Genomic DNA, 23,709 nt, shown 5'->3' on the forward strand with positions numbered 1-23,709 from the left:
TTCGTGGCTCGGTATAGGGTGCCACCAGGTCGAAAGCAGGCCGTTTCCCAAATTATGTGCGGCAAATTTGGTGCCGTGATTGATGGATAACCTAAGCCGAGGCCGCGTTGGTCGGCGCTTCTGCGCTGTGTAAAAAAACGACGAATCTCAGTTATTTAGATGTGCGCGGAAACCGCCTGAGGAAATCAAAATCGCGAGGAGCGAAGACCCTCCAGGCGGCTGCCATGGAGCCATAGGGTGCAGATCAAAACTCGGGCTTTGGTGCGGCACAGGTCTATGTGACCTGCCTCACAGTTCTCCGGACTCGGCGGGGATACGTCTTGGTCATCGGCCAGCGAGAGAGCGGGCCGGCCACCGGACGGCGGGGCGCTCGAACAAGCACCGCCTCCCTCACCCGACAGGAGATCGCGTCATGTTCAAGAAGACCCTCACCGCCACTGTGGCCGCCCTGACCCTCACCAGCGCCACCATCGTGGCTCCCTCCTCCGCCCAGGCCGGCAACCTCGGCAAGGCGGTCGCCATCGGCATCCTCGGCGCCGCGGTCGGCGCCATCGCCGCCGGCAGCGCTCGCGCCCAGCAGGACCAGGGCTACCGCTCCTACGGCTACGACGAGCGCCCCGACGATCGGCAGGGCGGCTTTCGTCAGGTGCGCGGTGGCCACGAGAGCACCTACGGCGGCTGCGGCTTCCGCAACAGCCCGCTCTTCGACGAGGATGGCAACCGCATCGGCTCGCGCCACGTCTCGGCCTGCTGAGTGTCTCCCCCACGAGCGCGAAGCGGAAGCTTCGAGCGCCCCGCCGCTTCGGCGCTCGGCCCCGTCCCCGACAAGGAGACGGGGCACTTCGTTCTCGCACCTCAAGAGTTTTGCATGGTCTGATCCGGGCTCCGCTTGATCAAAGCGGAGCCCGTATCAGGCAAGCCCGCGCGGCGTTTGAGCGAAGCCCAAATCCGCCATCCCGAAGGGATCAACCGGATTGGGTATGAGGAGCCATCGTCGCTCAGGCACTTGGAAGGCGCAAAAGTCTCGATGGAAATCCAGGCCCCACGGTTCGCTCTCCCCTCCTCTTCGGTCATCAGCTTGCACCAATCGGGACGTCCGAGAGCGGTCGAAATCTGCCCCGGCCGCCGACGCGAAAACCCAGCTGTGTCTCTTGGAGGGAGGTTGCCGACCGACACACGAGCCGGCTACAAATCCCCAGACGGCTTGAGAGCTAACCGTCTGAACTGACAGCAGCTTTTTGTCGGCTGACCCGAGGGCCAGGATCCTGGCGCCCCAGCCAGTCTATAGGAAGCCCCACAATGTCCGTGACTTGCAGAAAATCGTGCAGGGCGGGCGGTCATCAGGTCGGAACACTCGGTCGCGTGGCACAGGCGGGTGATGTTCGCGTCAGACCAAGACGCTGCCTCCGCAGGCATGATTCGCCGCAGCTTCGGCCTCACCCTGCAATTCCCGTTTGAAAGTCCAGTGCTTAAAAATCGGTCGATGCCGCGCCACGGCCTCGCAACCTGCGAATAGAGGCGGCCCGTGCGGGGGCGGTGCCCGAGCGGAACGCCGGCGCCACCATGTCGCGTGTCAGGACCGCCGCGGAGCAGGCGGCAATGCCGTAGGGGACGTGATCGTCGTCCTTCGACCCAGCAGGGAGCGCCCGAGCGGCGCGCGATGCGTTTGCCTCCATCACCCATCGCCCGGCTTCGCAGTGCCGCCGCGGCTCGGATCGGTCCGTTCCGGCACCTCCCGGCCCTGTTCCGGCTCGCCTGGGCAACGAGCCGCGCCCTGACGCTCGCCAGCATCGGCTTACGCCTCGCCCGTGCGGCGATCCCCGCGCTGATGCTCTACGTCGCCAAGCTCGTCGTCGACACGGTCGTGGCCGGACAGGCCGAGGCCGCCGCGCTGGCGAGCGCCCCGGACGGGTTCACCCATCCGCACCTGTGGGAGGTCGGCCTGCTGATCGGGGCCGAACTCGCGCTGGCGCTTGCCTCCGACCTGCTCGGGCGCGCGACGAGCCTCGTCGACGGGGTTTTGGCCGAGATGACCGGCAACGCCACCACGCTCCGGCTGATGGCCCATGCCGCCACCCTCGATCTTGCCCAGTTCGAGGATCCCGCCGTGCAGGACGGGCTGGAGCGCGCCCGGCGGCAGGTCGCGTGGCGGGCGAACCCGATGGGCCAGCTGCTCGGTCAGCTTCAGGACGGCCTCACGGCCCTCTCGCTGGCGGTCGCCGTCGTCGCCTTCCTGCCCTGGCTCGTCCTCCTGCTCGTGCTCGCCCTGATCCCGGCCTTCCTCAACGAGCTCCACTTCAACCGCCAGGGCTACCGCCTCGCCTACCAGCGCTCGCCGGATCGGCGCGAGGGCGACTACATGCGCCAGCTCGGGGCCGGGGCCGAGAGCGCCAAGGAGGTCAAGCTGTTCGGCCTCAGCGGCTACCTCGCCGAACGCTTCCGTCTGCTCGCCGACCGGGCCTTGCGCGAGAACACCCGCCTCGCCCGGCGCCGGGCCGTCGCGGGCGGGCTCTTCGCCAGCCTCGGCACGCTTGCCTACTATTTCGCCTACCTCGTGATCGCGCTGCGGGCGGCCACCGGCACGCTCACGCTCGGCGATCTCACCTTCCTGACGGGTGCCTTCCTGCGCCTGCGCGGTCTCGTCGAGGGGCTGCTGCTCGGCCTGTCCCAGCTCTCGGGTCAGGCGCAGTATCTCGACGACCTGTTCGGGTTCCTCGCGCGGGCGCCTCGCCTACCCGTCCCGGAGCAACCCGCCCCGTTCCCGACGCCGATCCGCGAGGGCTTCGTGTTCGAGGCGGTGGGCTATCGCTATCCCGGCGCGGAGCGCTGGGCGGTGCGCGACCTCTCGCTCACGATCCGCGCCGGCGAGGTTGTGGCGCTGGTGGGCGAGAACGGCAGCGGCAAGACCACGATCGTCAAGCTTCTGGCGCGGCTCTACGACCCGACCGAGGGGCGCATCCTGCTCGAGGGCCGGGACCTGCGCGACTACGACCCCGACGTTCTGCGCACGCGCATCGGCGTGATCTTCCAGGACTTCGTCCGCTTCGATCTCACGGCGGGCGAGAACATCGCGGTCGGGCGCATCGCGGCGCGGACGGATGCGGAGCGCGTCAAAGGCGCGGCGGGCCGCGCGCTTGCCGACACCGTGGTGGACCGGCTGCCCGCGGGCTACGACCAGCGGCTGGGGCGGCGCTTCGAGGACGGTGTCGATCTGTCCGGGGGCGAGTGGCAGAAGCTCGCGATCGCCCGCGCCTATATGCGCGAATCCGAGGTTTTGGTCCTCGACGAGCCGACCGCGGCGCTCGACGCCCGCGCCGAGGCCGAGGTGTTCGCCCGCCTGCGCGCGCTCGCGCTCGGGCGCACCGCGCTCCTCATCTCGCATCGCTTCTCGAGCGTGCGCCGGGCCGACCGGATCGTCGTGCTCGGCGACGGCCGGGTGCAGGAGGCCGGCACGCACGAGGAACTGGTCGAGAGCGGCGGGCGCTACGCCGAACTGTTCGCGCTGCAGGCGGCGGCCTACCGATAGGCGGCGGCTGCCTCGCTATTGACCGACGCCCAGCACGCCGCCAGCCGGCGCACCTTGTGGACGGCCTTCAATCCGCGGGCGACGCGGCCGATGGCGCCCTCGCGCCGCGTCGCGAGCCCCCCGAACGGGGCTCGCTGCGGATGACGGTCAGGGCGTTCGCTGCCGGGCCGCCTCGATCATGCGGTCGCCGTCCTCCCGCAGGAGAAGGCGATCCGAGACGAGCGCCTCGACTGATTTCGTGACGGAAGCGACGTAGGCGCCCGCGTCCGGATAGCGCTCCTCGAGCGACAGCCGGGGGTCACCCTTGGCGATCCGATCGGCCTGCGTCATCGGAAAGGGGATCTGGCTGCCTTCCCGATCACAGAGCGCGTCGGCGGGGAAGGGATCGGCATAGAGGTTCCAGCCCGTGTAGGTCGCGCGCGGTGCGGCGATCACCGGCAGGCGAATCCCCGCGACCTCGTTGCCGTCTGCGTCGACCCGCGGGACCAGCGGCCGGTACTGAAGCCCACCCTCGGGGCGCGGATCCACGTAGGTGCCGAACCGCGTGATGGCGTTCGGGGCCGTGGGCACGGGCACGCCGACCATGAACGGAAAGCCGATCGCGGCAGCCTCGACCAAGGTCCCATCCGACAGGCGCGGCACGCGGCTGGCCGGCGGCGCCGTCCCGTCCGTCACCCATTCCTCGAGCGCGACGAGCAAGGCTCGGATCGCGGGCGCCGGATTCAACGTGCTGCGCTCCGTCGTGCAGGGGCCCTTGGTCGAGGTCAGGCCGGCGCGTCCGTAATGGAAGCCGCTCGACACGAGATAGGCCCGCGCGGTGTCCGGCAGCCCCACATCGTGGCGGCCGATCGGATCGGTCGTCAGGAGCGAAGCCCCCTTCTGCCAATACTCGGTGCCGGTGTTCATCTCGATCAGGAGCGGATCGAACCCATCACCCCGGAGGATCGTCCCTGCCCGCCCCGTCACCGGATCGTGCTGCGGCGCCGCTGAGAACGGGAACGTGTTCTCGGGGTAGAGATGGTCTTCGTGCTGCGTGTTGGTGCGTGAGGGCTGGCCGAAGCGGGCGTTGAGAAACACCCCGCCCACCCCCGCGATATGCGACAGGACGCCATCGAACACGCGCCGCCCGGCCTCGTCCCGATTGAAGCCCTGCTGAATGAAATCGCGCAGGTAGCGCCCGCTCTGAGAAATCCCGAGCGCGAGGGTCTGTTTGATGCCGCCGCCGGCCGGATTGGCACCGTCGGCGACCGCACCCCGCAGATGCGCCACCACATCCCGCGTGGCCGCGAAACCGATGCCCAGCACCTTCGGCTCGGTGGCCTGATAGGTGAACTCGTAGAGCGAGCCGGGAAGGGGTTTGGTCCCCTTGGGCAGAAGCTCGATCTGGCCCGGCGTGGCGAAGTGCCAGGCCTCGGCCGGCACCGGGCGCGGCGGATCGGCTTCCCGGCGCCGAACGGTGAGGCGGGCCTCGGCCTTGTCCTGGCTCGCCGTCTTGAAGGTCAGAAGGAACGGCGCTTCGGGCGGCCCACGCGTGGCACTGACCAGCTCGTCGCGCACGGTCTCGACGATCGGACGGCCGTAACGCGTCGCCACCGGGACATCGATCGCCATGCCGCCCTGTTGGCGCAGCGCGTCCGCTTCCCAGCCCGACCAGACCACCGTGTAGCCGCGACGCAGGACGAGACCGGTCCCGGCATCGACCGCGGATTTCGGGTCGTTGACGGCCTGAACCGCTTGGGCGGGGGCATCGAGGACCCAGTTGAACAGGAACTTGCGGCCACGGTTCAGGACTTCGAACAGCAGCGTGCCATTCCCGCGAGCGGGATCCTTCGGGCGAAGGATGAACAGGTCCGTTCTGTACTCGACCATGCCGCGGGCGTTGCGGGGTGCCAGGGCGATGTCGACGATGCCGGCATTCGAAGGGTCGGACGGATCGAGCTCGCCGCGGGCCGTGCCGATGACACGCTCGTAGCTGCCGGCGGCTCCGAACGCCGCGCCATCCGCGAACGGCTCGACGGAGCCGATCTCGATGCCGGTGATGCGTGCGTGAGCGGGCGCACTGCCCAGAGCGCCGCCGAGCGAATAGCCGAGCGCGCCGATCACAATCCAGACGTTGCGCATGTTCTCTCCCAGCCCGGTTCGTGTCGACCGGTGCTCTCAGCAAGCATGCCCGAAGAGTTGCGTCGAGAGAAATGCCGATCCTGACGACGCTTTTTCGCTATGAACTGTCGCGAATTCGTGGGCAGGATGATTGGTGTCGCAAACAGCACCGTGCTTTTGCCATCGTCGACGGAGCCATCGTGCGCCGCGCCGATCGTATCGCCCTGTTCGGCGAAGGCGAGGTGCAGGAGGCTGGTCCGGGGGGGCGCGGAGCCAAGCCGCTCGATCCCGATCGCAGGGGGGGGACGCGTGCCGTCCTGGGAAGCGCTGGTCATGAGGCCGGTGCCATGTCATGTGCAGGCCGGTGACCAACCCTCCCGATCTGCTCCCGCCCGCGCCGCTGACGAGCCTTGGTTGGCTCGATTTCTTCGAGGAGCAGCGTGAACCGCACGAGGCGGATCTCGCTCCCATGCGGATCGCCACGGTGCACCGCTCACGCCTGACCGCCCTGTCGGAGGCGGGATCGGTCGAACTGACGCTTCCCGTTCATACGAACACCGGTGATCTCGCCGTGGGCGATTGGGTCCTGGTTCATCCCCGGACCCGGATGCTCCAGCGCCGCCTGGATCGAAGGACGGTGTTGGAGAGACGCGTCGAAGGCAGCCGAACCCTGCAGCCCGCCGCAGCCAACGTCGAGACGCTGTTCATCGTCACCTCCTGCAACGCCGATTTCAATCAGGCCCGGCTCGAGCGCTATCTGGCTCTGGCCAACCAGGGCGGCACGAATCCGGTGATCTTGTTCACCAAGGCCGACCTGGCGGCCGATGGGGACGTCTACCGCCGCCAGGCTGCCGAGTTGCAGCGCGGGCTCGAGGTCGTCACCGTCAATCCCCGCCTCCCGGCGGCGGCCCACGCCTTAGCCCCGTGGTGCGGGGTGGGGCAGACCGTGGCGCTGGTCGGCTCCTCCGGTGTCGGCAAATCGACCCTGGTGAATACGCTCGCCGGTCCGGGACAGGCGCTTCCGCAGGAAACCGGAGGCATTCGCGAGCACGACGCCAAGGGGCGCCACACCACAACGTCGCGTTCGCTGCACGCCATCGCCGGGGGCGGCTGGGTGATCGACACGCCGGGGATGCGAACGCTGCACATCAGCGGCGCGGCGGATGGGATCGCCACGCTGTTCGCGGAGATCACCGAACTCGCACCCTCGTGCCGGTTCCGCGACTGTACGCACGCGCACGAACCCGGCTGCGCCGTGCAGGCCGCCGTCGCCGACGGCAGGCTCAACCCCGAGCGGCTCGTCCGCTGGCGGAAACTCCTGGACGAGAACCACGACAAGACGCCAGCCTCCGCGGGGCCGCGCGGCCGGCGGAGTGCTGGCCCGTAGGCATCGCCATCACCTTTCCAAGGCTGCCATCTGCATCCCCGCGCCAGCGGGAGGCTCGGCATGCCAGGCTCCCCACTCGCGCGCGGCCGCACCTAATCGGGCTCCGACGCCAAGCTCCGGATGGTCGGCATGGTCGGATGCTCCACGACCACGTCCTTCTCCGCCTTGGCGCCTCGCAGGCCGGACGTTTTCGGGTCAGCGAGCTGAAAGGCGATCACCTCGTCCTTCGCGTTGTAGCGTTGGATCGCCTTGACGGCGTCGCGCCAGTTGTTCGACCTGACCGTGTAAATCCGGCTCTGCTCCCCATCGGGGAGGCCGAACACGAATTCGTAGACGAGGGTTTTTGCCATCAGTGGCCCTCTCCGCGTGGTGTCTCTTGATGCGCATGCCGGGCCCGAAGCCTCCTCGGCTCATACCAAATCCGGTTGATCCCCGCGGGATGGCGGATTTGGGCTTCGCTCAAACGCCGATCATCCGCGGCATCCGTCCGTCGGTGCCTCGGCGCTGCCGGGCTGGTCTCCATGGCCAGCGCCGGCCGGCCCCCTGCTAGGCGTCGTCGATCAGCCCCTCGGCGGCATCGAGGGGGCGTTCACGATCCATTTCGTCGGCTCCCGATGGGTCGTCACGACATGACGCGCGCCGCGAGGCCGACAAGGGAGGGGGCCAAGATCCCTCGGCGGGCATGGACGCCGGCACCGAGCCAGCGAGAATGTCAGCAGGGTCAGGGCTTGCACCGAAACGCCGGCAGCGGTGTGTCGAAGGCACGGTTTTTTCCGTTACCGAGATGCGCGCTAAGATCGATTATGATAAATCAATTTACGACAATTTTATAAGCCAAGCATCCAATGCGATCGGCGAATGCGTTCTGAAAAAATGTAAGAATTGCGGCACCAAATGCTGACAAAAATTGCTCTCCACTCAGGAAACAGAGGCGTGCTTGTACGACAGCAATCGTTGAGCGAGCAGCACGGCCGTCGGCGCATCGACGGCCGAGGCGTCGGCGCCGACCTGCCGGACGAATTCCGGATGCTCCAGGAAAACCGGCCCGCCGACCATGACGCCGATCGAGGGGTTGCGGGAGGCTCGACGCACGGCACGGATCGAGGCCGCCAACTGGTCGAGATGGGTCTCACGGCTGAGGGTCAGACCCACGACGCCAAACCATTCCGATCCGACCAGTTCGGCGATCTGCTGGGCGCTGCAGGCGAGACCGCTCACAACATTCCAGCCGGCCTTGCGCAGGAACTGCTCGATGATCGCCACACCGAACGTGTGCTGCTCACCGGGGGCTCCCATCAGGAGGACGCTGCGCTTGCTGTCGAACGGCGCGATCCCCCCGTCGGTGCGGAACATCGAGAGCAGGAACTGCAATCGGGCGAGTCCTGCCGTCACCTCGATGAAGTCGCACAGATCCTCGTCCCAAAGGCGTCCCAGCAGCGCAGCGGAGGGCGCCAGCAGGTCGAGAAACAGCTCATCGGCTGAATAGCCCTTCTCCACCAGGGCCTTGAACGCTGTGATGAGGGCCGCGACGTCCTGCGTGAGAACGACGTCGGTGAATTCGGCCACCACCTCCGTGTCGGGCTTGGGCTGGGCGCGGGGCTTGGCTTGGAGATCCGAGCGATCCAGCAGCATCAGGCGCGGGATGATCTCGTTCTGGATGACGCGACCGAGAGCGATGGTCCGCGCGCGCGCGTCCTGAGCGGATCGCCGCCGCGCGTAAGCCTCTCGGACTTCCGCAACCTCAGCGATCTCGGTCGTCAGGAACTCGGCCCACTCATGGTGGGATGGCCCGAAATCCAGCATCACCCCTCCCACGATCCAGGGTTGAATCCCCGGCTGGTTTGTTGATCGTCGCTGCGACCATGCCTCGAGCCTAGAAAACCCCCAAACGTCCGCGATGTCAAAGTGGGGGCTTCTCGGCGTCCCCGTCACTCAGTTTCGGGCGTGGGCCCGACGCGCGTCACCCGAGCGAATGCAGCGGACCCGAATCGAGCTGTTTGAGAATTCGCGTCAGCGCTGCTCTGTTGCTCTCGTTCTCAGAGCTTTCGAGCGCGTCCTGCAGGACGATGCGGATATCGTCAGCTTCCACTCTCTCCATGTCCCAGCTCGGATAGAGACGCTCTCGCTCCTCCTCGCTCTGGTCCAGCGAGACGACATCGTAATGGCGCGGATCGCTATACAGGCTTGCGATCAGCGTCTGGATCGGAGCCGCCGGCCCCTCGATCCATTGGAAGAAGACGCCGCTGCCGAACACAAGCACTCCGGTGATCCCGCGTGCGTGATTGAGCCGCTGAGCCGACTCGACGATGCGTCCGACCTCGGCGTCGTCGACGCCGTCGGAGGCGCGGCTGCAGTAGACGAAATGATGAAGCGCCGGCAACCCGGCTCCATCCCGCTCGGCGCCGCGGGGAATGCCGTATTCGTCAAACATGGGCGGACTCGCTCCGTTGATGCCAAGGGGGGCCGTTCCGCCCGAACCATGAGCGGCGGGATCGCGCTGTCGGATTGGATCACAGGTTGGGCGCCGCGGCGAGGCACGCCTTCGGCATCGTGCCGGCAGCCTCTGTGTGGTGGGCACACGAACCCCGTGCGGCCTCTGCCGGTCGAAATGTCCACTTGCATCGTCGGACCCGCATCCCGGTCAGGACAAAATGTCCCTGGCCGGTGTGGGTTCGGGGCGGCCAACATATTGATGTTGAACGGAAAACAGGAAATCTCCGGGCTGGCTTGGACCTTGCTCAAGCGCTCTCGCGATGCGGCGGAGACCGCACTCGAGGAACCATGCCAGGAGGATCCATGTCGGTCAGTCTCGCCGCCGAGCCAAGCTTTCTCAGTCGCGAGCGCACGGTCGCCGCGCCGCGCTTCAATCGATGGCTGGTGCCGCCGGCCGCCCTCGCGATCCATCTCTGCATCGGCATGGCCTACGGGTTCAGCGTCTTCTGGCTGCCCCTCTCGCGGGCCGTCGGCGTCACGCAGCCGGTCGCCTGCCCGGCCGAGATGGGCTTCCTCGCCGGTCTCATCGCTTCGAACTGCGACTGGAAGATCAGCCAGCTCGGCTGGATGTACACGCTGTTCTTCGTGCTGCTCGGATGCTCCGCGGCGGTCTGGGGCGGCTGGCTCGAGCGCGCCGGGCCGCGCAAGGCCGGTCTGGTTTCGGCCCTGTGCTGGTGCGGCGGGCTGCTGATCTCGGCGCTCGGTGTCTACTGGCATCAGCTGTGGCTGCTCTGGCTCGGCTCCGGCGTCATCGGCGGCATCGGGCTCGGCCTCGGCTACATCTCGCCGGTCTCGACGCTGATCAAATGGTTTCCCGACCGGCGCGGCATGGCCACCGGCATGGCGATCATGGGCTTCGGCGGCGGCGCGATGATCGGGGCGCCGCTCGCCGATTGGCTGATGCGCCAGTTCGCGAGCCCGACCTCGGTGGGCGTCTGGCAGACCTTCGTGGCGATGGCGGTGATCTACGCGGTCTTCATGACGGCCGGGGCGCTGGGCTACCGCGTGCCGCGCGAGGGCTGGAAACCGGCGGGCTGGACGCCGCCCACGACGACCAAGAGCGCGATGGTCTCGTCCAAAAACGTCGATCTCGACGTCGCGACGCGCACGCCGCAGTTCTGGCTGATCTGGGCCGCGCTCTGCCTGAACGTCTCGGCCGGCATCGGCGTCATCGGCATGGCCTCGCCGATGCTGCAGGAGGTGTTCGGCGGACGTCTCATCGGCCTCGACCTACCCTTCGGCCAACTCGATGCCGGGCAGAAGGCGCAGATCGCGGCCATCGCGGCAGGCTTCACCGGGCTGCTCAGCCTGTGCAACATCGGCGGCCGCTTCCTGTGGGCGACCTCCTCGGACAAGCTCGGCCGCAAGCGCACCTTCGCGATTTTCTTCCTGCTCGGCATGGTGCTCTACGCGGCGGTGCCGACGCTCTCGGGGCTCGGCACGACGCTGTTGTTCGTGCTGGCCATGGGCGTCATCATCTCGATGTACGGCGGCGGCTTCGCCACGGTGCCGGCCTATCTCGCCGACATGTTCGGGACCAAGATGGTCGGCGCGATCCACGGCCGGCTCCTGACCGCCTGGGCGACCGCCGGAATCCTCGGCCCGGTGCTCGTGAACTATCTGCGCGAGTATCAGCTCGCCGCGGGCCTGCCCAACGCGCAGGCCTACAATCAGACCATGTACATCCTGGCCGGGCTCCTGGTCCTCGGCCTGATCTGCAACCTCTTGGTCCGCCCGGTCGCGGCCCGGCACCACATGGCGGAGGCGGCGGCACCCGTGGCCGCTCGCCCGGTGGCGCAGGGAACGCTCGCCGCCACGCCGACAGCCGAGCGCACGTCCGCGCCCGCCCTCGTCGTGCTGGCCTGGGCCGCCGTCGGCCTGCCGCTCGCGGCCGGCGTGGTGATCACGCTCCAGAAGGCGGCGATCCTGCTGCATTGACGCGCGCCGGCACCCCGCCGGCCCGGTGCCGGCGGGGTGCCCTGCCCGACGGTGAGCGCAGATGGGGAGGTCCGATCCCGTCCGGTCGAAGCCAGCGAGGCGCCTGCCTCCCGACCACGGAGATCGGCATGAGCCGGGCCGCCGTGACGTCCGCAGCCCAAGGATCCGCAGCCCAAGGATCCGCAGCCCAAGGATCCGCAGCCCAAGGATCCGCAGCCCAAGGATCCGCAGCCCAAGGATCCGCAGCCCAAGGATCCGCAGCCCAAGGATCCGCAGCCCAAGGATCCGCAGCCCAAGGATCCGCAGCCCAAGGATCCGCAGCCCAAGAACCCGCAGCCCAAGAAACGGTGTGGCGTCGGCGCGTCACGCGTCTGACGGAAAATTCGGAAGCCCCACTAGACGACCGGTCTAATCAGATCTATTTCACCGTCATGCCACGCGTCACCGCACAGACCGACACCCGCCAGGGGATCCTCGACACCGCCTACGGCCTCGTCGGCGCGAAGGGGTTCTCCGGGGTCGGGCTCAACGAGATCCTGACCTCGGCGGGCGTGCCGAAGGGGTCGTTCTACCATTACTTCGGCTCCAAGGAGGCGTTCGGCGAGGCCCTCCTGGCGGATTACTTCGAGACCTATCTCGCCGACCTCGACAAGACGCTGGCCGAGCCGGGCCTGAGCCATGCCGAGCGCCTGATGACCTACTGGCGCAAATGGCAGGCGACGCAGGGGAGCATCGACGATCAGCGCAAGTGCCTCGCGGTGAAGCTTGCCGCGGAGGTCTCGGACCTGTCCGAGGCGATGCGCCTCGCCCTCAAGGGCGGCACCGCCGCGATCATCGAACGGCTGTCGCACGCCATCGCGGCGGGCGTGGCGGAGGGCTCGCTCACGGTCGAGAGCGCGCCGCAGACGATTGCCGAGGACCTTTATCACCTCTGGCTCGGTGCGAGCCTGATGGCCAAGATCGTCCGGACCGACGCACCGTTCGAGGCGGCCATGGGGACGACCCGGCGCATCCTCGGCCTCGCGTCGCGCTGATCCACCGCGTCCCGACAGGACCGGGAGCACCCCCTTCCGCGGTCCAAAAACGAGACGACTGGTCTACTCAACCGAATCGCACGCAATTCCCCCGGGCCGGCGGGGGACCAGCCTCCAGACGGAGAACACCCATGCTCCACCCCATGCCCAACCCCACGACGCCATCCCTCAAGGCGACCGTCATCGCGGCCGGACTGACGGCGCTTCTGATCACCGGAGAAGCGACGGCGCAGGAGCGGATCACCCTCCAGGAGCGGATCACCCTGGAGGCGATCGGCGCAGTCCGCATGGTCCGGTTCGAGGAAATCCGCGGTGCGAACCCCCCGCTCCGCCCGGCGCAAGCGCCGCAAGGCCGGGACTCGGCCGCGGGACGTACCGCGACGGCGCGATAGCGCCGGCCCACCGTCCCCGAGCCGGGGCCGGGCTGGATCCCGGCGCTCACAACATCCTTTCCCCTCAAGCGGAAAACCCGGAGACCGACGATGAAAATTCTCATGGTGCTGACCTCACACGACCGCCTCGGCGACACCGGCCGAAAGACCGGCTTCTGGCTGGAGGAGCTCGCGGCGCCCTACTACGTGTTCAAGGATGCGGGTGCGGAGGTCGTGCTGGTGTCGCCCAAGGGGGGCCGCCCGCCGCTTGATCCGAAGAGCGCCGAGCCGGACTTCCAGACCGACACGACGCGCCGCTTCGAAGCCGACGCGGCGGCCCTGGCGGTGCTGGCCGAGACGGGCCGGCTCGACGCCGTCGGCCATGCGGGCTTCGACGCCGTGTTCTATCCCGGCGGGCACGGCCCCCTCTGGGATCTCGCCGAGGACCCTGCCTCGATCGGGCTGATCGAGACGACGCTGGCGGCCGGCAAGCCCGTGGCCCTGGTCTGCCACGCCCCCGGCGTCCTGCGCCATGCCAGGGCGCCCGACGGGACGCCGCTGGTCGAAGGCCGCACCGTCACCGGCTTCACCAACACCGAGGAGGAGGCCGTCGGCCTCACCCAGGTGGTTCCGTTCCTGGTCGAGGACGAGCTGAAGCGGAAGGGCGGCCTCTACGCCAAGGGCGCCGACTGGGGGCCCTTCGTCGTGGCGGACGGCCCTCTCATCACCGGCCAGAACCCGGCCTCCTCCGGCCCGGCCGCCGAGCGCCTTCTCGCCCACCTCGCCGCGCATTGAGGACGCGGGCGCCCGTAACTCCCCGCCGAAACCTCAGATCGTCGCCCGGCCGAGCCCGGGCGCCCCCCGTCTCGGCGCCCACGACGGAGTCCGGCCCATGTCCCAAGACATCGTCTTCTCGGACGCGACCCGCCTCGCCGAACGGATCCGCACCCGGCAGCTCTCGCCGGTCGACATCATGCGGGCGCATCTCGATCGCATCGCGGCGGTCGACCCCACGGTCAACGCCATCGTCACCGTTGCGGAGGATGCGCTCGCCCTGGCGAAGGAGGCCGAGGCGGCGGTCATGGCGGGCGGAGAGCTCGGGCCGCTCCACGGCGTGCCGTTCACGGTGAAGGATTCCATCGACACGGCGGGCGTCCTCACCCAGCGCGGCTCGCCCCTGTTCAGGGGCCGCACGCCGGACGCCGACGCGACCGGCGTGGCGGGCCCGCCGGGGCGGTCGATGCGGTTCGGGGGGAGCCGCGAGGGTCTGCCGATCCACGTGCAACGGGTCGGCAGCTGGCAGGCGGAGTCCACGATCCTGCACGCCCGCCTTTGAGGGGAGAGCCCACCGGGACGCGGTTGTTCCCAGGGCCCGAGCGGGGAGGAGGCGGCGGCGCCGTCAATCTGAAACAGGGTGGGGAGCGCCCGCGCATCGCCAGCGGGAGCGGCTTCCGCTAAGCAGAGTCACGCTGTGAGCCTGCTCCCGGCCAACCTCCTGCCGGACCGTCGCGGTTCCATGACACACGGCCCCGCCGCCTCGGACGATGCCGCGATTGCCGGCGATCCCTGGCTCGCCAAGGCGCAGATCCTCGTCGTCGATGACGAGCCGGGCATGCGCAACTTCCTCGTGCGGACGCTCGCGCCGCGCTGCGCCCGGGTCGAGGCGGTCGGCGACACCGTCGCCGCGGGCCGACTCATCGAGGCGAGCCATTTCGACCTCATCATCCTCGACAACATCCTGGGCGGGCGCACGGGGCTCGCCTGGCTCGCGGACCTGCGCCGCGACGGCCTGTTCACGGACGTGATCCTGATCACCGCCTTCGCGGATCTCGAGACCGCGATCGAGGCTCTGCGGGCGGGCGCGGCCGATTTCGTGCTGAAACCGTTCCGCACCAAGCAGATCCTCAACGCCGTGGTGCGCTGCCTCGATCGCGCCGCCCTGCGGCGGGAGAACTTCGTCCTGCGCCGCCAGCTGACGGTGCCCGCCCGCACGCAGGCCGTCGACCGCATCGTCGGCACCTCGCCGCAGATGGCGGCGGTCCGCGATCTCGTTCTGCGCGCCGCCCCGACGCGCAGCACCGTCCTGATCACCGGCGAGTCGGGGACGGCCAAGGAGATCACGGCGCGCGCGCTCCACGAGCAATCGCCCTTCGCCGACCGGCCGTTCGTGCCGGTCAATTGCGGGGCGATCGCCGCCGACATCATCGAGAGCGAGCTGTTCGGCCACGTGAAGGGCGCGTTCACGAGCGCCGCCTCCTCCCGCGAGGGATTGTTCTTCTACGCGCAAGGGGGCACGCTCTTCCTCGACGAGATCGCCGAACTGCCGCTCGCGATGCAGGCCAAGCTCCTGCGGGTGATCGAGGACCGCAAGGTCCGCCCCGTCGGCTCGGACCGCGAGATCCCGATCGACGTGCGCCTGATCGCCGCCACCAACGCCGACCTGCCCGAGCGGGTCGCGGCGGGGCAGTTCCGGGCCGATCTCTTCTATCGGCTCGACGTCGTCCGCATCCACCTGCCGCCCCTGCGCGAGCGGGTCGAGGACATCGAGCCGTTCACGCGGATGTTCATGGATCAGCTCTCGCAACAGCTCGCCCTGCCGCCTCTGCCGATCTCCATGAGCGTGCTGCAGCGCTTCGAGGCCTATCCCTGGCCGGGCAACGCGCGGGAACTGCGCAACCGCATCGAGCGCGCCCTGATCCTCGGCACCTTCGGCGAGCCCGGTCCCGGGGTGCCCGCGGAGCCGCGCACCGACGACCTCGCCGATGTCGAGAAGCGCCATATCCTGCGGGTGCTGGCTGCCTGCGACGGCAACCGGGCGGAGGCCGCGCGCCGCCTCGGCGTCTCGCGCAAGACCCTCGATCGCAAATGCGTGGAATGGAATGCCACGCCGCCGTCCGATCTCTGAGCCCGCCCCGGACCGCTGGGGGCTGCGCTCGGTCCGCGTCCGCCTGCTCGCCATCGCGCTGCTGCCGATGGTGGCGGTGCTGCCGATCGTCCTCGGCTTCGCCCTGTTCTGGTGGCTCGCCGAGTTCGATGCGCTGCTCGTCTCGAAGGCGCGCGACGACCTGATCATCGCGCGCCAGTACCTCCGCCGCATCATGGAGCGGGGCGACGAGCAGATCGCGGCGCTCGGGCAATCCGCGGCCTTCGCCGAAGCCGCCCGCGCGGGCGGTCTCGACCCCCTCCTCGAGGCGCGCCGGACCGCGCTCGGCCTCGACTTCCTCTACCTGACGGCGTCCGACGGCACGATCCTGGCCGCCTCGCCCGCGGGCGCGCAGCCGTCGAGCCCGGCACGCCGGCCCGTCGTCGCCGCCGCGCTCGCCGGCAAGCCGGAAACGGCCCTCGACCTGTTCGAGGCGGACGAGATGAGCGCGATCGCCCCCGAGCTGGCGGCGCGGGCCTGCCTTGATCTCGTGCCGACGACCGCCGCGGCCGAAACCGACCGCACGGTCGAGACGCGCGGCCTCGTCATCCACTCGGCCAGTCCCGCGCCGCTCTCCGACGGGAGCCGCGGCGCCTTGGTCGGGGGCTCGCTCCTGAACGGCAATCTCGGCTTCGTCGACACCATCAACGACCTGATCTACGCCCATGCCGACCTGCCCGCCGGCAGCCAGGGCACCGCGACCCTGTTCCTCGGGGATGTGCGCGTCGCCACCAATGTACGCCTGTTCGGCGACCGCCGCGCGCTGGGCACCCGGGTCTCGCGGGAGGTGCGCGATGCGGTGCTGGGCCAGGGCCGTACCTGGCTCGACAGCGCCTTCGTCGTGAACGACCACTACATCTCGGCCTACGAGCCCGTCGCCGACAGCGCCGGTCACCGGATCGGCATGCTCTATGTCGGCTTCCTCGAGCGTCCGTTCCGCCTCGCGCGCTGGACGATGGTGGGGGTGCTGCTGGCGACGTTCGCGATCGCGGCCGCCGTGACGGTCCCGTTCCTGATCGGGCTCGCCCGCGCGATCTTCCATCCGCTGGAGCGCATGAACCGGACGATCGCGGCGGTCGATGCCGGCGATCTCGGGGCCCGCACCGGCACCGTCCCCAGCCACGACGAGATCGGCCTCGTGGCGCGCCGCTTCGACGAGTTGCTCGACCGCCTCCAGGCCCGCGACGCGGAGCTGCGCGCCTTCGCGCGCGAACTCGACGCGCGCGTCGAGGAGCGCACGCGCCAGCTCGAGGAGATCCGCCGCCAGCTCGTGATGTCGGAGAAGCTCGCCTCGATCGGCGAGATCACGGCGGGCGTCGCCCACGAGATCAACAATCCCATCGCCGTGATCCAGGGCAATCTCGAGGTCGCCCGCGAGGCGCTGGGTTCAGCGGCGGACGAGGTCCGGACCGAGTTCGACCTCATCGACCAGCAGGTCCACCGCGTGAACATGATCGTCACCCGCCTGCTCCAGTTCGCCCGGCCGGACGAGTATGCGGGCTATGTCGAGACGGTGGTGCCCGCCGATGTCGTGAGCGATTGCCGCGTGCTCGTCCGCCATCTGCTCGAACGGGCCGATGTCACCGTCGCGAATGCGGACAGGGCGAGCCGGACCGTCGAGGTCAGCCGGACCGAGTTGCAGCAGGTCGTCATCAACCTGATGGTCAACGCCATCCACGCGATGCCGGAGGGGGGCCGGCTCGACCTGACGACGCGGGACGAGGACCGCGCCGGCACCCCCGGTGTCGCGATCGAGGTGGCGGATACCGGGGTCGGCATCCCGCCCGACCGGCTGCGGAAGGTGTTCGATCCGTTCTTCACCACCCGCACCCACGGGGGCACGGGCCTCGGCCTCTCGATCAGCTATACGCTGATGGCGCGCTACGGCGGCGCGATCACGGTCGAGAGCGAGGTCGGGCGCGGCTCGGTCTTCACGGTCTGGCTGCCCGCTTTGCCCGTCACGGGCTGACATGGGTCCGTTCTCCGCCGGATCGGCCCTGGGCCAAACCGCCCGCGGCGCCCCTCGCCGGGCCGAGGCGCGGGCTCCGCCGCCCGGGGGGGCATCGCAAGGCGTCGCCATCGAGGCACAGAGTTCGAGGGAATCGCCCTCGATCCGCTATCCAGGACCCTCCTCTCAGAGGGCGCAGCGCCGGAGTGACGCGATCATGACCACGGATCGAGCGGCGGGCAGGACGCCGCGCCGCGTCCTCGTCCTGGGGGCGAGCGGCACGATCGGCCGGGCGACCGTGCGGGCGCTCGTGTCACGCGGGCATGAGGTCGTCTGTCTCGTCCGGCGCCCCACCGTCACCGCCCTCGCCGCGGCGGCCTGCGACCCGTCCGCACATCACGCCGGGCTCACCGAGCGGATCGTGGATCTGACCGATCCGTTGTCGCTGGCGCGCGACGGGGTCCGCGGCGAACGGTTCGACGTGCTGGTGTCGTGCCTCGCCTCGCGCACCGGGTTGCCCGAGGACGCGTGGGCGATCGATCACCGCGCGCAGGGCGCGGCCCTTGAGGCGAGCCGGTCGGCCGGCGTGACCCATGTCGTGCTTTTGTCGGCGATCTGCGTCCAGAAGCCCATCCTGGCGTTTCAGCACGCCAAGCTTGCCTTCGAGGCGGAGCTGATCGCCTCGGGGCTCGCCTACACGATCGTTCGGCCGACGGCCTATTTCAAATCGCTGTCGGGGCAGATCGAGCGCCTGAAGCGCGGCAAGCCGTTCCTGATGTTCGGCGATGGAACCCTGACGGCCTGCAAGCCGATCAGTGACGACGATGTGGGGCGCTACCTCGCGGATAGCCTCGACGACGGCGCCCGGCGCAATCGCATCCTGCCGATCGGCGGACCGGGGGACGCGATCACGCCGAAGGCGCAGGGCGAGCGGCTGTTCGCCCTGCTCGGGCGAAAACCGCGCTTCACCCAGGTCCCGGTGGGCATGCTGGATGTGATCGTCACCGTTCTGGCGACGCTCGGACGAGGGGTCCCGGCCCTGGCGGCCAAGGCCGAACTCGCGCGGATCGGCCGCTACTACGCGACCGAGTCCATGCTCGTGCTGGATCCGGCGACCGGGCGCTACGATGCGCAGGCCACGCCTTCGACAGGCACGGAGACGTTGTTCGACTATTACGCCCGCGTGATCCGGGGCGACGCGGTGGCCGAGCGTGGCGACCACGCCGTGTTCTGAACAAACGCTCGAAAAGGCCGAAAACCCCCGCGATGATGCGCGCGGCCTGTCACATCGGGCCCCGTCGCCTCGTCACGCGCGTGGATCAACCACGGGGGGAGCGCGCGATGATCAAGGCAAGTCCGGTGATGGGAGGCCTTCTCGGGGCCGGATTGATCGGCAACGGCACCTTCATGCTCGTCTCGCCCGGGGCATGGTACGTCGCGGTGCCGGGCGTGACGACGACGGGCCCCTTCAATCAGCATTTCCTGCGCGATATCGGCCTGATCTTCGTGCTGATCGGGGCGGGATTTGTGTACGGTGCGGTGAGACCGCGCGCGCGCGTGCTGCTCTGGAGCATCGGTGCGCTCTGGCTCTCGGGGCATGCGCTGTTCCACTTCTGGGAGGTTGCGGTGGGCATCTGCGGGCCGGAGGTTCTGCCCCGAGACTTCCCCGCGGTGACGCTTCCGGCGCTGGTGGCCGTGGCCCTCAGCCTCTGGTCGGTCCGCCATGCCGATCGATGATCCGACCCACGTCTTCGAGCAGGAGCGGGCGCGGCTTGTCCGGCTCGCCTACCGCATGCTCGGATCCCTGGGCGAGGCGGAGGATGTCGTGCAGGACGCCTGGCTCCGCTGGCGGCATGTCGACCACGGTGGCGTGTCCTCGGCCGGGGCCTTCCTCTCGCGCACGGTCACGCGGCTCTGCCTCGATGTCATGAAGTCCGCCCGGGCACGGCGGGAGACCTATGTCGGAACGTGGCTGCCCGAGCCCGTCGCCCTGGCGTCGGACGAAGCCCAGAGCGACGACCTGACCCTGACGCTGATGCTGGCCTTGGAGCGGCTCTCGCCGCTGGAGCGGGCGGCGTTCCTGCTGCACGACGTCTTCGCTGTTCCGCTCGCGGAGATCGCGGCGACGCTCGGGCGCGAGCCGGCGGCGGTGCGCCAGCTCGCCGCGAGGGCCCGCAAGCACGTGCAATCCGCACGCCCCCGCTTTCCCGTCGAGCGGGACGAGGGCGCGCGCATCGCGAAAGCCTTCTTCGAAGCCTCGGCGACGGGGGACGTCGCGGCGTTGCGCAGCATGCTCGCCGATGCCGTCGTCGTTCATTCCGACGGGGGCGGAAAGGTGCACGCGTTCCCACGGCCCATCATCGGCCTCGACAAGGTCGCGCGCATGTTCGAGGGCGCCGCGCGCAAATCGTGGATCCAGCATGCCCAGAAGCTGCAGGATCTCTGGATCGACGGCCTGCCGGGCTATGTCAGCCGGGAGCCCGGCGGATTGCTCCAGACCGTCGCCCTCGAGATCGAGGGCGGTCTGATCGCCGGCATCTACATCACCCGAAACCCGGACAAGCTCCAGCGCTGGGCCGCGCGGTTCGGCGCAGGGGCGGGAGCCCCGGCGTCGCACTGAGCCTCTTCGGCCGGCCATCGCCCGGTCCCCGATGGGCCTCATACCCAATCCGGTTGATCCCTTCGGGATGGCGGATTTGGGCTTCGCTCAAACGCCGCGCGGGCTTGCCTGATACGGGCTCCGCTTTGATCAAGCGGAGCCCGTATCAGGCGACGCGCTTGGGCTGCGCCGCCAGCCAATCGCCGAAGCGTTGCGTCGAGAGCCACGCCTCGCCCCGGGGCGTCAGCCAGCGATCGGCGAGGACCACCCCGAAATACGGCGCGGTGTCGTCCCTCAGGACCTCCCGCGCCTGGCCGATGGCGTCGAAATGGCGCTTCACCAAGGCGTCCATCGGCATCCGCTCGGGGCCGGCGATCTCGATCATGCCGTTCCGGGGCGGTGCCACGGCGACCTCGGCGATCTTCGCGGCCACATCGGCCGAGGCGATCGGCTGAATCGACGCGGACGTCACGCGCGCGCGGCCGTCGATGACGGCGGCGTCCGCGATCGTGCCGACGAACTCGAAGAACTGCGTGGCGCGGACGAGCGTCCAGGGCACGCCCGTCGCCGCGATCCGCTCCTCCTGGGCGAGCTTGGCGCGGAAGTAGCCGCTGTCGAGCAGGTTCTCCGTCCCGACCACCGAGAGCGCCACGTGATGCGCGACGCCCGCTTCCGTCTCGGCCTCGGCGAGATTGCGTCCGGCGCGGACGAAGAAGTCCATCACCGCGTCGTCGGCAAAGTCGGGCGCGTTGGCGACGTCGACGACGACGTCGGTGCCCCGCAACGCCTCCGCGAGCCCCTCGCCCGTGACGGCGTTCACCCCCGTCTTGGGCGAGGCCGCGCGCACCGCGTGGCCGGCGCTCTTCAGATGGGCGACGACCTGCGAACCGATCAGCCCCGTGCCGCCGATGACGACGATGTTCATGTGACGCTCCGTCTCGAATCCGGTCCCCCCATCGGGACCTTCGCGAGGAGGACGAGGACGGCCCCGCCCGGTGTGACATCGACCGCGCCGAACGAGCGCGATCCGGCCGAGGGGTAGAGGTCGAGGCGGCCGTGAACAGGCGCTCGAGGCGGGTCCCCGCGCCATGCCGCGGCCGCCACGATGGCCGGATGTTTTGCCCTCGACGGCAGCGTCGCCTTGGCCCATGGCCGAGCACGGGATCGTCCGAAGCGATCGCCCGAGCGGATGCGTCGCGCGGGGACGGGTTCGGCTTCGAGATCCGCTTCGACAGAGACGGGAAGGTTCAGCGTGCCCCTGCGATGGATCGTCGTCACGGCGGGGGCCCTCGTGGCCGCTCTGGCTCTGGTCGGCGCCGCGCCGGGACGACGGGCCCGCCAGGAGCGGGGCCGGCTCGTGGCGCGGCGCACCCGCGTCGACGGCGTGACGATGCATGCCCGGGTCTCGGCCTCGCCCGTCCCTCGAGACCGCCTGCCCGTGATCCTCGTCCACGGGCTCGGGATGTCGAGCCGCTACATGATCCCGCTCGCGCGGCAGCTCGCACCCCACGTCCGGGTCTATGCGCCGGACCTGCCTGGCTTCGGCCTGAGCGACAAGCCGAGCCGGGCGCTCACGGTGCGCGAGCTCGCCGATGCGCTGGCGGCCTGGATGGAGGCGGTCGGCGTGGAGCGCGCGGCCTTCATCGGCAATTCGCTCGGTTGCGAGGTGCTGGTCGAGCTGGCGCTCGTTCACCCGCACCGCGTCGACCGCCTCGTCCTGCAGGGGCCCACGCCGGACCCGGAGGCCCGGAGCCTCGTCCGGCAAGTCGTCGGCTTCTTTGCCATTGCCCCGTTCGAGCGCTGGTCACTCGCCGGAGTGGCGCTCTCCGACTACCTCCGTGGCGGAATCCGGCGCTACATCCAGACCGTGCACAGCATGGTCGGCAACCGCATCGGCGACAAGGTCCTCCGGGTCACGCAGCCCACGCTCGTGGTGTGGGGCACCCGCGACTATGTCGTGCCCCATGCCTTCGTGAAGCGCCTCGCCTCATCCCTGCCCCGCGGTCGTCTCGCGGTCATCCCGGGCGCCGCGCACGGGATCAACTATTCGCATCCGAAGGCGTTCACCGCGGTCCTCCTCCCGTTCCTCCTCGCCGAACGCGACAGGCCTGCCGCCCCGGGCCCGACCCCCGCCAGCGGTGCCGGCTGATCCGGGCTCCGCTTGATCGAAGCGAAGCCCGGATCAGGCAAGCCCGCGCGGCGTTTGAGCGAAGCCCAAATCCGCCATCCCGAAGGGATCAACCGGATTTGGTATGACAGGGGCGACAAAACGGCCTGGGACCGGATCGCGGGGCCCCTGCCCCGCCCACGCTCCGTCATCCGGACCCTGTCCCGACGGAGGCGCTCCGGGCCGCTGCCACACCTGCGCTTTCAAAGCCATGCCTGCGCTTTCAAAGAGGAGAGGCACCGGCTAGGCTTTGCTCGTGCTTTGCCTCAGAGCACCGGCCCTATGTTCGATTGGAACGACCTCACCTTCTTCCTTGAACTGGCCCGGCACGGTCGGCTGATGCCGGCCGCCCGGCGGCTCAAGGTCGACAACACGACGGTCAGCCGCCGCATCGCCGAGCTGGAGCGGAACCTCGACACCAAGCTGTTCCAACGCTGCTCCGACGGCTTCCTGCTCACCGAGGGCGGTCACAAGCTGTTCGTCATCGCCGAGGCCATCGAACAGAAGATGCTCGGCGTGCCGGAGGCGCTCGGCCTGCAGGCCGGCACGCAGCCGGTCGGGCGCGTGCGGGTCGCCAGCATGGAAGGCATCGCCGCGTTCTACCTGTCGGCCAAGTTTGCCGCCTTCGCCGCGACCGCCCCCGGCCTCGTCGTCGAACTCGTCACCGAGCGGCATCTGATCAACCTGACGAAGCGGGAGGCCGACATCTCGGTGTCGTTCGTCCCACCCCAGGGACCGCGGCTCACGGTCCGGCGGGTCGGCGAGTTCCGCCTCGCCCTGTTCGCGTCGGAGGCCTATCTCGCCCGACGCGGCCGGCCGCGGACGCGCGCCGAGCTGCCGGAGCACGATTTCGTGGATTACGTCGACGATCTCGTCGCCATCGAACCGGTGCATTGGCTGCTCGAGGTGTTGAAGCCGAGCACCGTGGTGTTTCGCTCGACCAGCATGGCGGCCCAGCAGACCGCGGTCGCGGCGGGGGCGGGACTCGCCCTGTTGCCGCTTTTCTCGGCAAAGACGAACCCGGCATTGGTGCCGGTCCTCGCCGACGACATCGTCGTGCGCCGCGAACTCTATCTCGGTGTCCACGAAGACATCGAGCATGTCGGCCGCGTCCGCGCGGTGACGCGCTTCTTGACCGATCTGTTCACGCAAGAGGCAGGTTACTTGAACGAATTGTGAGCATGGGGCGGCAGGATTGCAGCGGCCGTTGCGGATTTTCCGCC

At 69.2% G+C, this 23,709-nt stretch carries 20 protein-coding genes and 1 pseudogene; 16 read left to right on the forward strand and 5 right to left on the reverse strand.

Features of this window, described 5'->3' with window-relative positions; genetic code table 11:
- Positions 1-412: 412 nt before the first annotated feature.
- A complete protein-coding gene (locus LW587_RS05975) occupies positions 413-754 on the forward strand; it encodes a hypothetical protein (RefSeq protein WP_232628678.1) in 342 nt (113 codons plus the stop codon).
- A gap of 906 nt (positions 755-1,660) precedes the next feature.
- Positions 1,661-3,526, forward strand: a complete 1,866-nt coding sequence (locus LW587_RS05980; RefSeq protein WP_232628679.1) for an ABC transporter ATP-binding protein — start codon at positions 1,661-1,663, stop codon at positions 3,524-3,526.
- A gap of 147 nt (positions 3,527-3,673) precedes the next feature.
- Here the strand turns inward: LW587_RS05980 and LW587_RS05985 are convergent, their stop codons facing one another.
- Positions 3,674-5,647: an alpha/beta hydrolase domain-containing protein gene (locus LW587_RS05985; protein ID WP_232628680.1), complete on the reverse strand. Its 1,974-nt coding sequence runs from the start codon at positions 5,645-5,647 to the stop codon at positions 3,674-3,676.
- Between the two features lie 71 nt (positions 5,648-5,718).
- Here LW587_RS05985 and LW587_RS05990 point away from each other — a divergent pair, with 71 nt between their 5' ends.
- On the forward strand, positions 5,719-5,994 hold the full coding sequence (locus LW587_RS05990; protein ID WP_232628681.1) for a hypothetical protein: 276 nt from the start codon (positions 5,719-5,721) through the stop codon (positions 5,992-5,994).
- Positions 5,979-7,013 (forward strand): ribosome small subunit-dependent GTPase A, encoded by a 1,035-nt coding sequence (gene rsgA, locus LW587_RS05995; protein ID WP_232628682.1) that lies wholly within the window; start codon positions 5,979-5,981, stop codon positions 7,011-7,013. The genes LW587_RS05990 and rsgA overlap by 16 nt, the downstream gene beginning before the upstream one ends.
- A 92-nt stretch (positions 7,014-7,105) precedes the next feature.
- Here rsgA and LW587_RS06000 read toward each other — a convergent pair whose 3' ends face one another.
- The 3 genes from LW587_RS06000 to LW587_RS06010 all read right to left on the reverse strand — a co-directional run bounded on the left by LW587_RS06000 (position 7,106) and on the right by LW587_RS06010 (position 9,444).
- Positions 7,106-7,363, reverse strand: coding sequence for a hypothetical protein (locus LW587_RS06000; RefSeq protein ID WP_232628683.1), 258 nt, complete (start codon positions 7,361-7,363; stop codon positions 7,106-7,108).
- Positions 7,364-7,931: 568 nt separating this feature from the next.
- Entirely contained in the window at positions 7,932-8,816 is an 885-nt protein-coding gene (locus LW587_RS06005; protein WP_232628684.1) for a cobalamin B12-binding domain-containing protein, read from the reverse strand.
- 157 nt (positions 8,817-8,973) lie between these two features.
- On the reverse strand, positions 8,974-9,444 hold the full coding sequence (locus LW587_RS06010; RefSeq protein WP_232628685.1) for a BLUF domain-containing protein: 471 nt from the start codon (positions 9,442-9,444) through the stop codon (positions 8,974-8,976).
- A gap of 365 nt (positions 9,445-9,809) precedes the next feature.
- On the opposite strand from LW587_RS06010, the gene LW587_RS06015 reads away from it, so the two are divergent.
- The 10 genes and pseudogenes from LW587_RS06015 to LW587_RS06060 all read left to right on the forward strand — a co-directional run bounded on the left by LW587_RS06015 (position 9,810) and on the right by LW587_RS06060 (position 20,340).
- Positions 9,810-11,444 carry an OFA family MFS transporter gene (locus LW587_RS06015; protein ID WP_232628686.1) on the forward strand — a complete coding sequence of 545 codons (1,635 nt, stop codon included), beginning with the start codon at positions 9,810-9,812 and terminating at the stop codon, positions 11,442-11,444.
- Positions 11,445-11,875: 431 nt separating this feature from the next.
- A complete protein-coding gene (locus LW587_RS06020) occupies positions 11,876-12,478 on the forward strand; it encodes a TetR/AcrR family transcriptional regulator (protein ID WP_232628687.1) in 603 nt (200 codons plus the stop codon).
- 131 nt (positions 12,479-12,609) lie between these two features.
- A complete protein-coding gene (locus LW587_RS06025) occupies positions 12,610-12,870 on the forward strand; it encodes a hypothetical protein (RefSeq protein WP_232628688.1) in 261 nt (86 codons plus the stop codon).
- A 90-nt stretch (positions 12,871-12,960) separates the two neighbouring features.
- Positions 12,961-13,644 carry a type 1 glutamine amidotransferase domain-containing protein gene (locus LW587_RS06030; RefSeq protein WP_232628689.1) on the forward strand — a complete coding sequence of 228 codons (684 nt, stop codon included), beginning with the start codon at positions 12,961-12,963 and terminating at the stop codon, positions 13,642-13,644.
- Positions 13,645-13,741: 97 nt separating this feature from the next.
- Positions 13,742-14,071 (forward strand): annotated as a pseudogene (locus tag LW587_RS06035) (amidase family protein); the annotation flags it as partial.
- Between the two features lie 294 nt (positions 14,072-14,365).
- Positions 14,366-15,754: a sigma-54-dependent transcriptional regulator gene (locus LW587_RS06040; protein WP_232628690.1), complete on the forward strand. Its 1,389-nt coding sequence runs from the start codon at positions 14,366-14,368 to the stop codon at positions 15,752-15,754.
- Positions 15,729-17,741, forward strand: coding sequence for a sensor histidine kinase (locus tag LW587_RS06045; RefSeq protein ID WP_232628691.1), 2,013 nt, complete (start codon positions 15,729-15,731; stop codon positions 17,739-17,741). Before LW587_RS06040 ends, LW587_RS06045 begins: the two co-directional genes overlap by 26 nt.
- A gap of 196 nt (positions 17,742-17,937) precedes the next feature.
- Entirely contained in the window at positions 17,938-18,954 is a 1,017-nt protein-coding gene (locus LW587_RS06050; protein ID WP_232628692.1) for an NAD(P)H-binding protein, read from the forward strand.
- A gap of 107 nt (positions 18,955-19,061) precedes the next feature.
- Entirely contained in the window at positions 19,062-19,457 is a 396-nt protein-coding gene (locus LW587_RS06055; RefSeq protein WP_232628693.1) for a hypothetical protein, read from the forward strand.
- A complete protein-coding gene (locus LW587_RS06060) occupies positions 19,444-20,340 on the forward strand; it encodes a sigma-70 family RNA polymerase sigma factor (protein WP_232628694.1) in 897 nt (298 codons plus the stop codon). The genes LW587_RS06055 and LW587_RS06060 overlap by 14 nt, the downstream gene beginning before the upstream one ends.
- 145 nt (positions 20,341-20,485) lie before the next feature.
- Here the strand turns inward: LW587_RS06060 and LW587_RS06065 are convergent, their stop codons facing one another.
- A complete protein-coding gene (locus tag LW587_RS06065) occupies positions 20,486-21,244 on the reverse strand; it encodes an SDR family oxidoreductase (RefSeq protein ID WP_232628695.1) in 759 nt (252 codons plus the stop codon).
- Positions 21,245-21,571: 327 nt separating this feature from the next.
- Here LW587_RS06065 and LW587_RS06070 point away from each other — a divergent pair, with 327 nt between their 5' ends.
- Positions 21,572-22,468, forward strand: coding sequence for an alpha/beta fold hydrolase (locus LW587_RS06070; protein ID WP_232628696.1), 897 nt, complete (start codon positions 21,572-21,574; stop codon positions 22,466-22,468).
- Positions 22,469-22,768: 300 nt separating this feature from the next.
- Entirely contained in the window at positions 22,769-23,665 is an 897-nt protein-coding gene (locus LW587_RS06075; RefSeq protein WP_232628745.1) for a LysR family transcriptional regulator, read from the forward strand.
- Positions 23,666-23,709 lie beyond the last annotated feature (44 nt).

This window comes from Methylobacterium sp. Leaf118, from assembly GCF_920984675.1.
GTDB lineage: Bacteria > Pseudomonadota > Alphaproteobacteria > Rhizobiales > Beijerinckiaceae > Methylobacterium.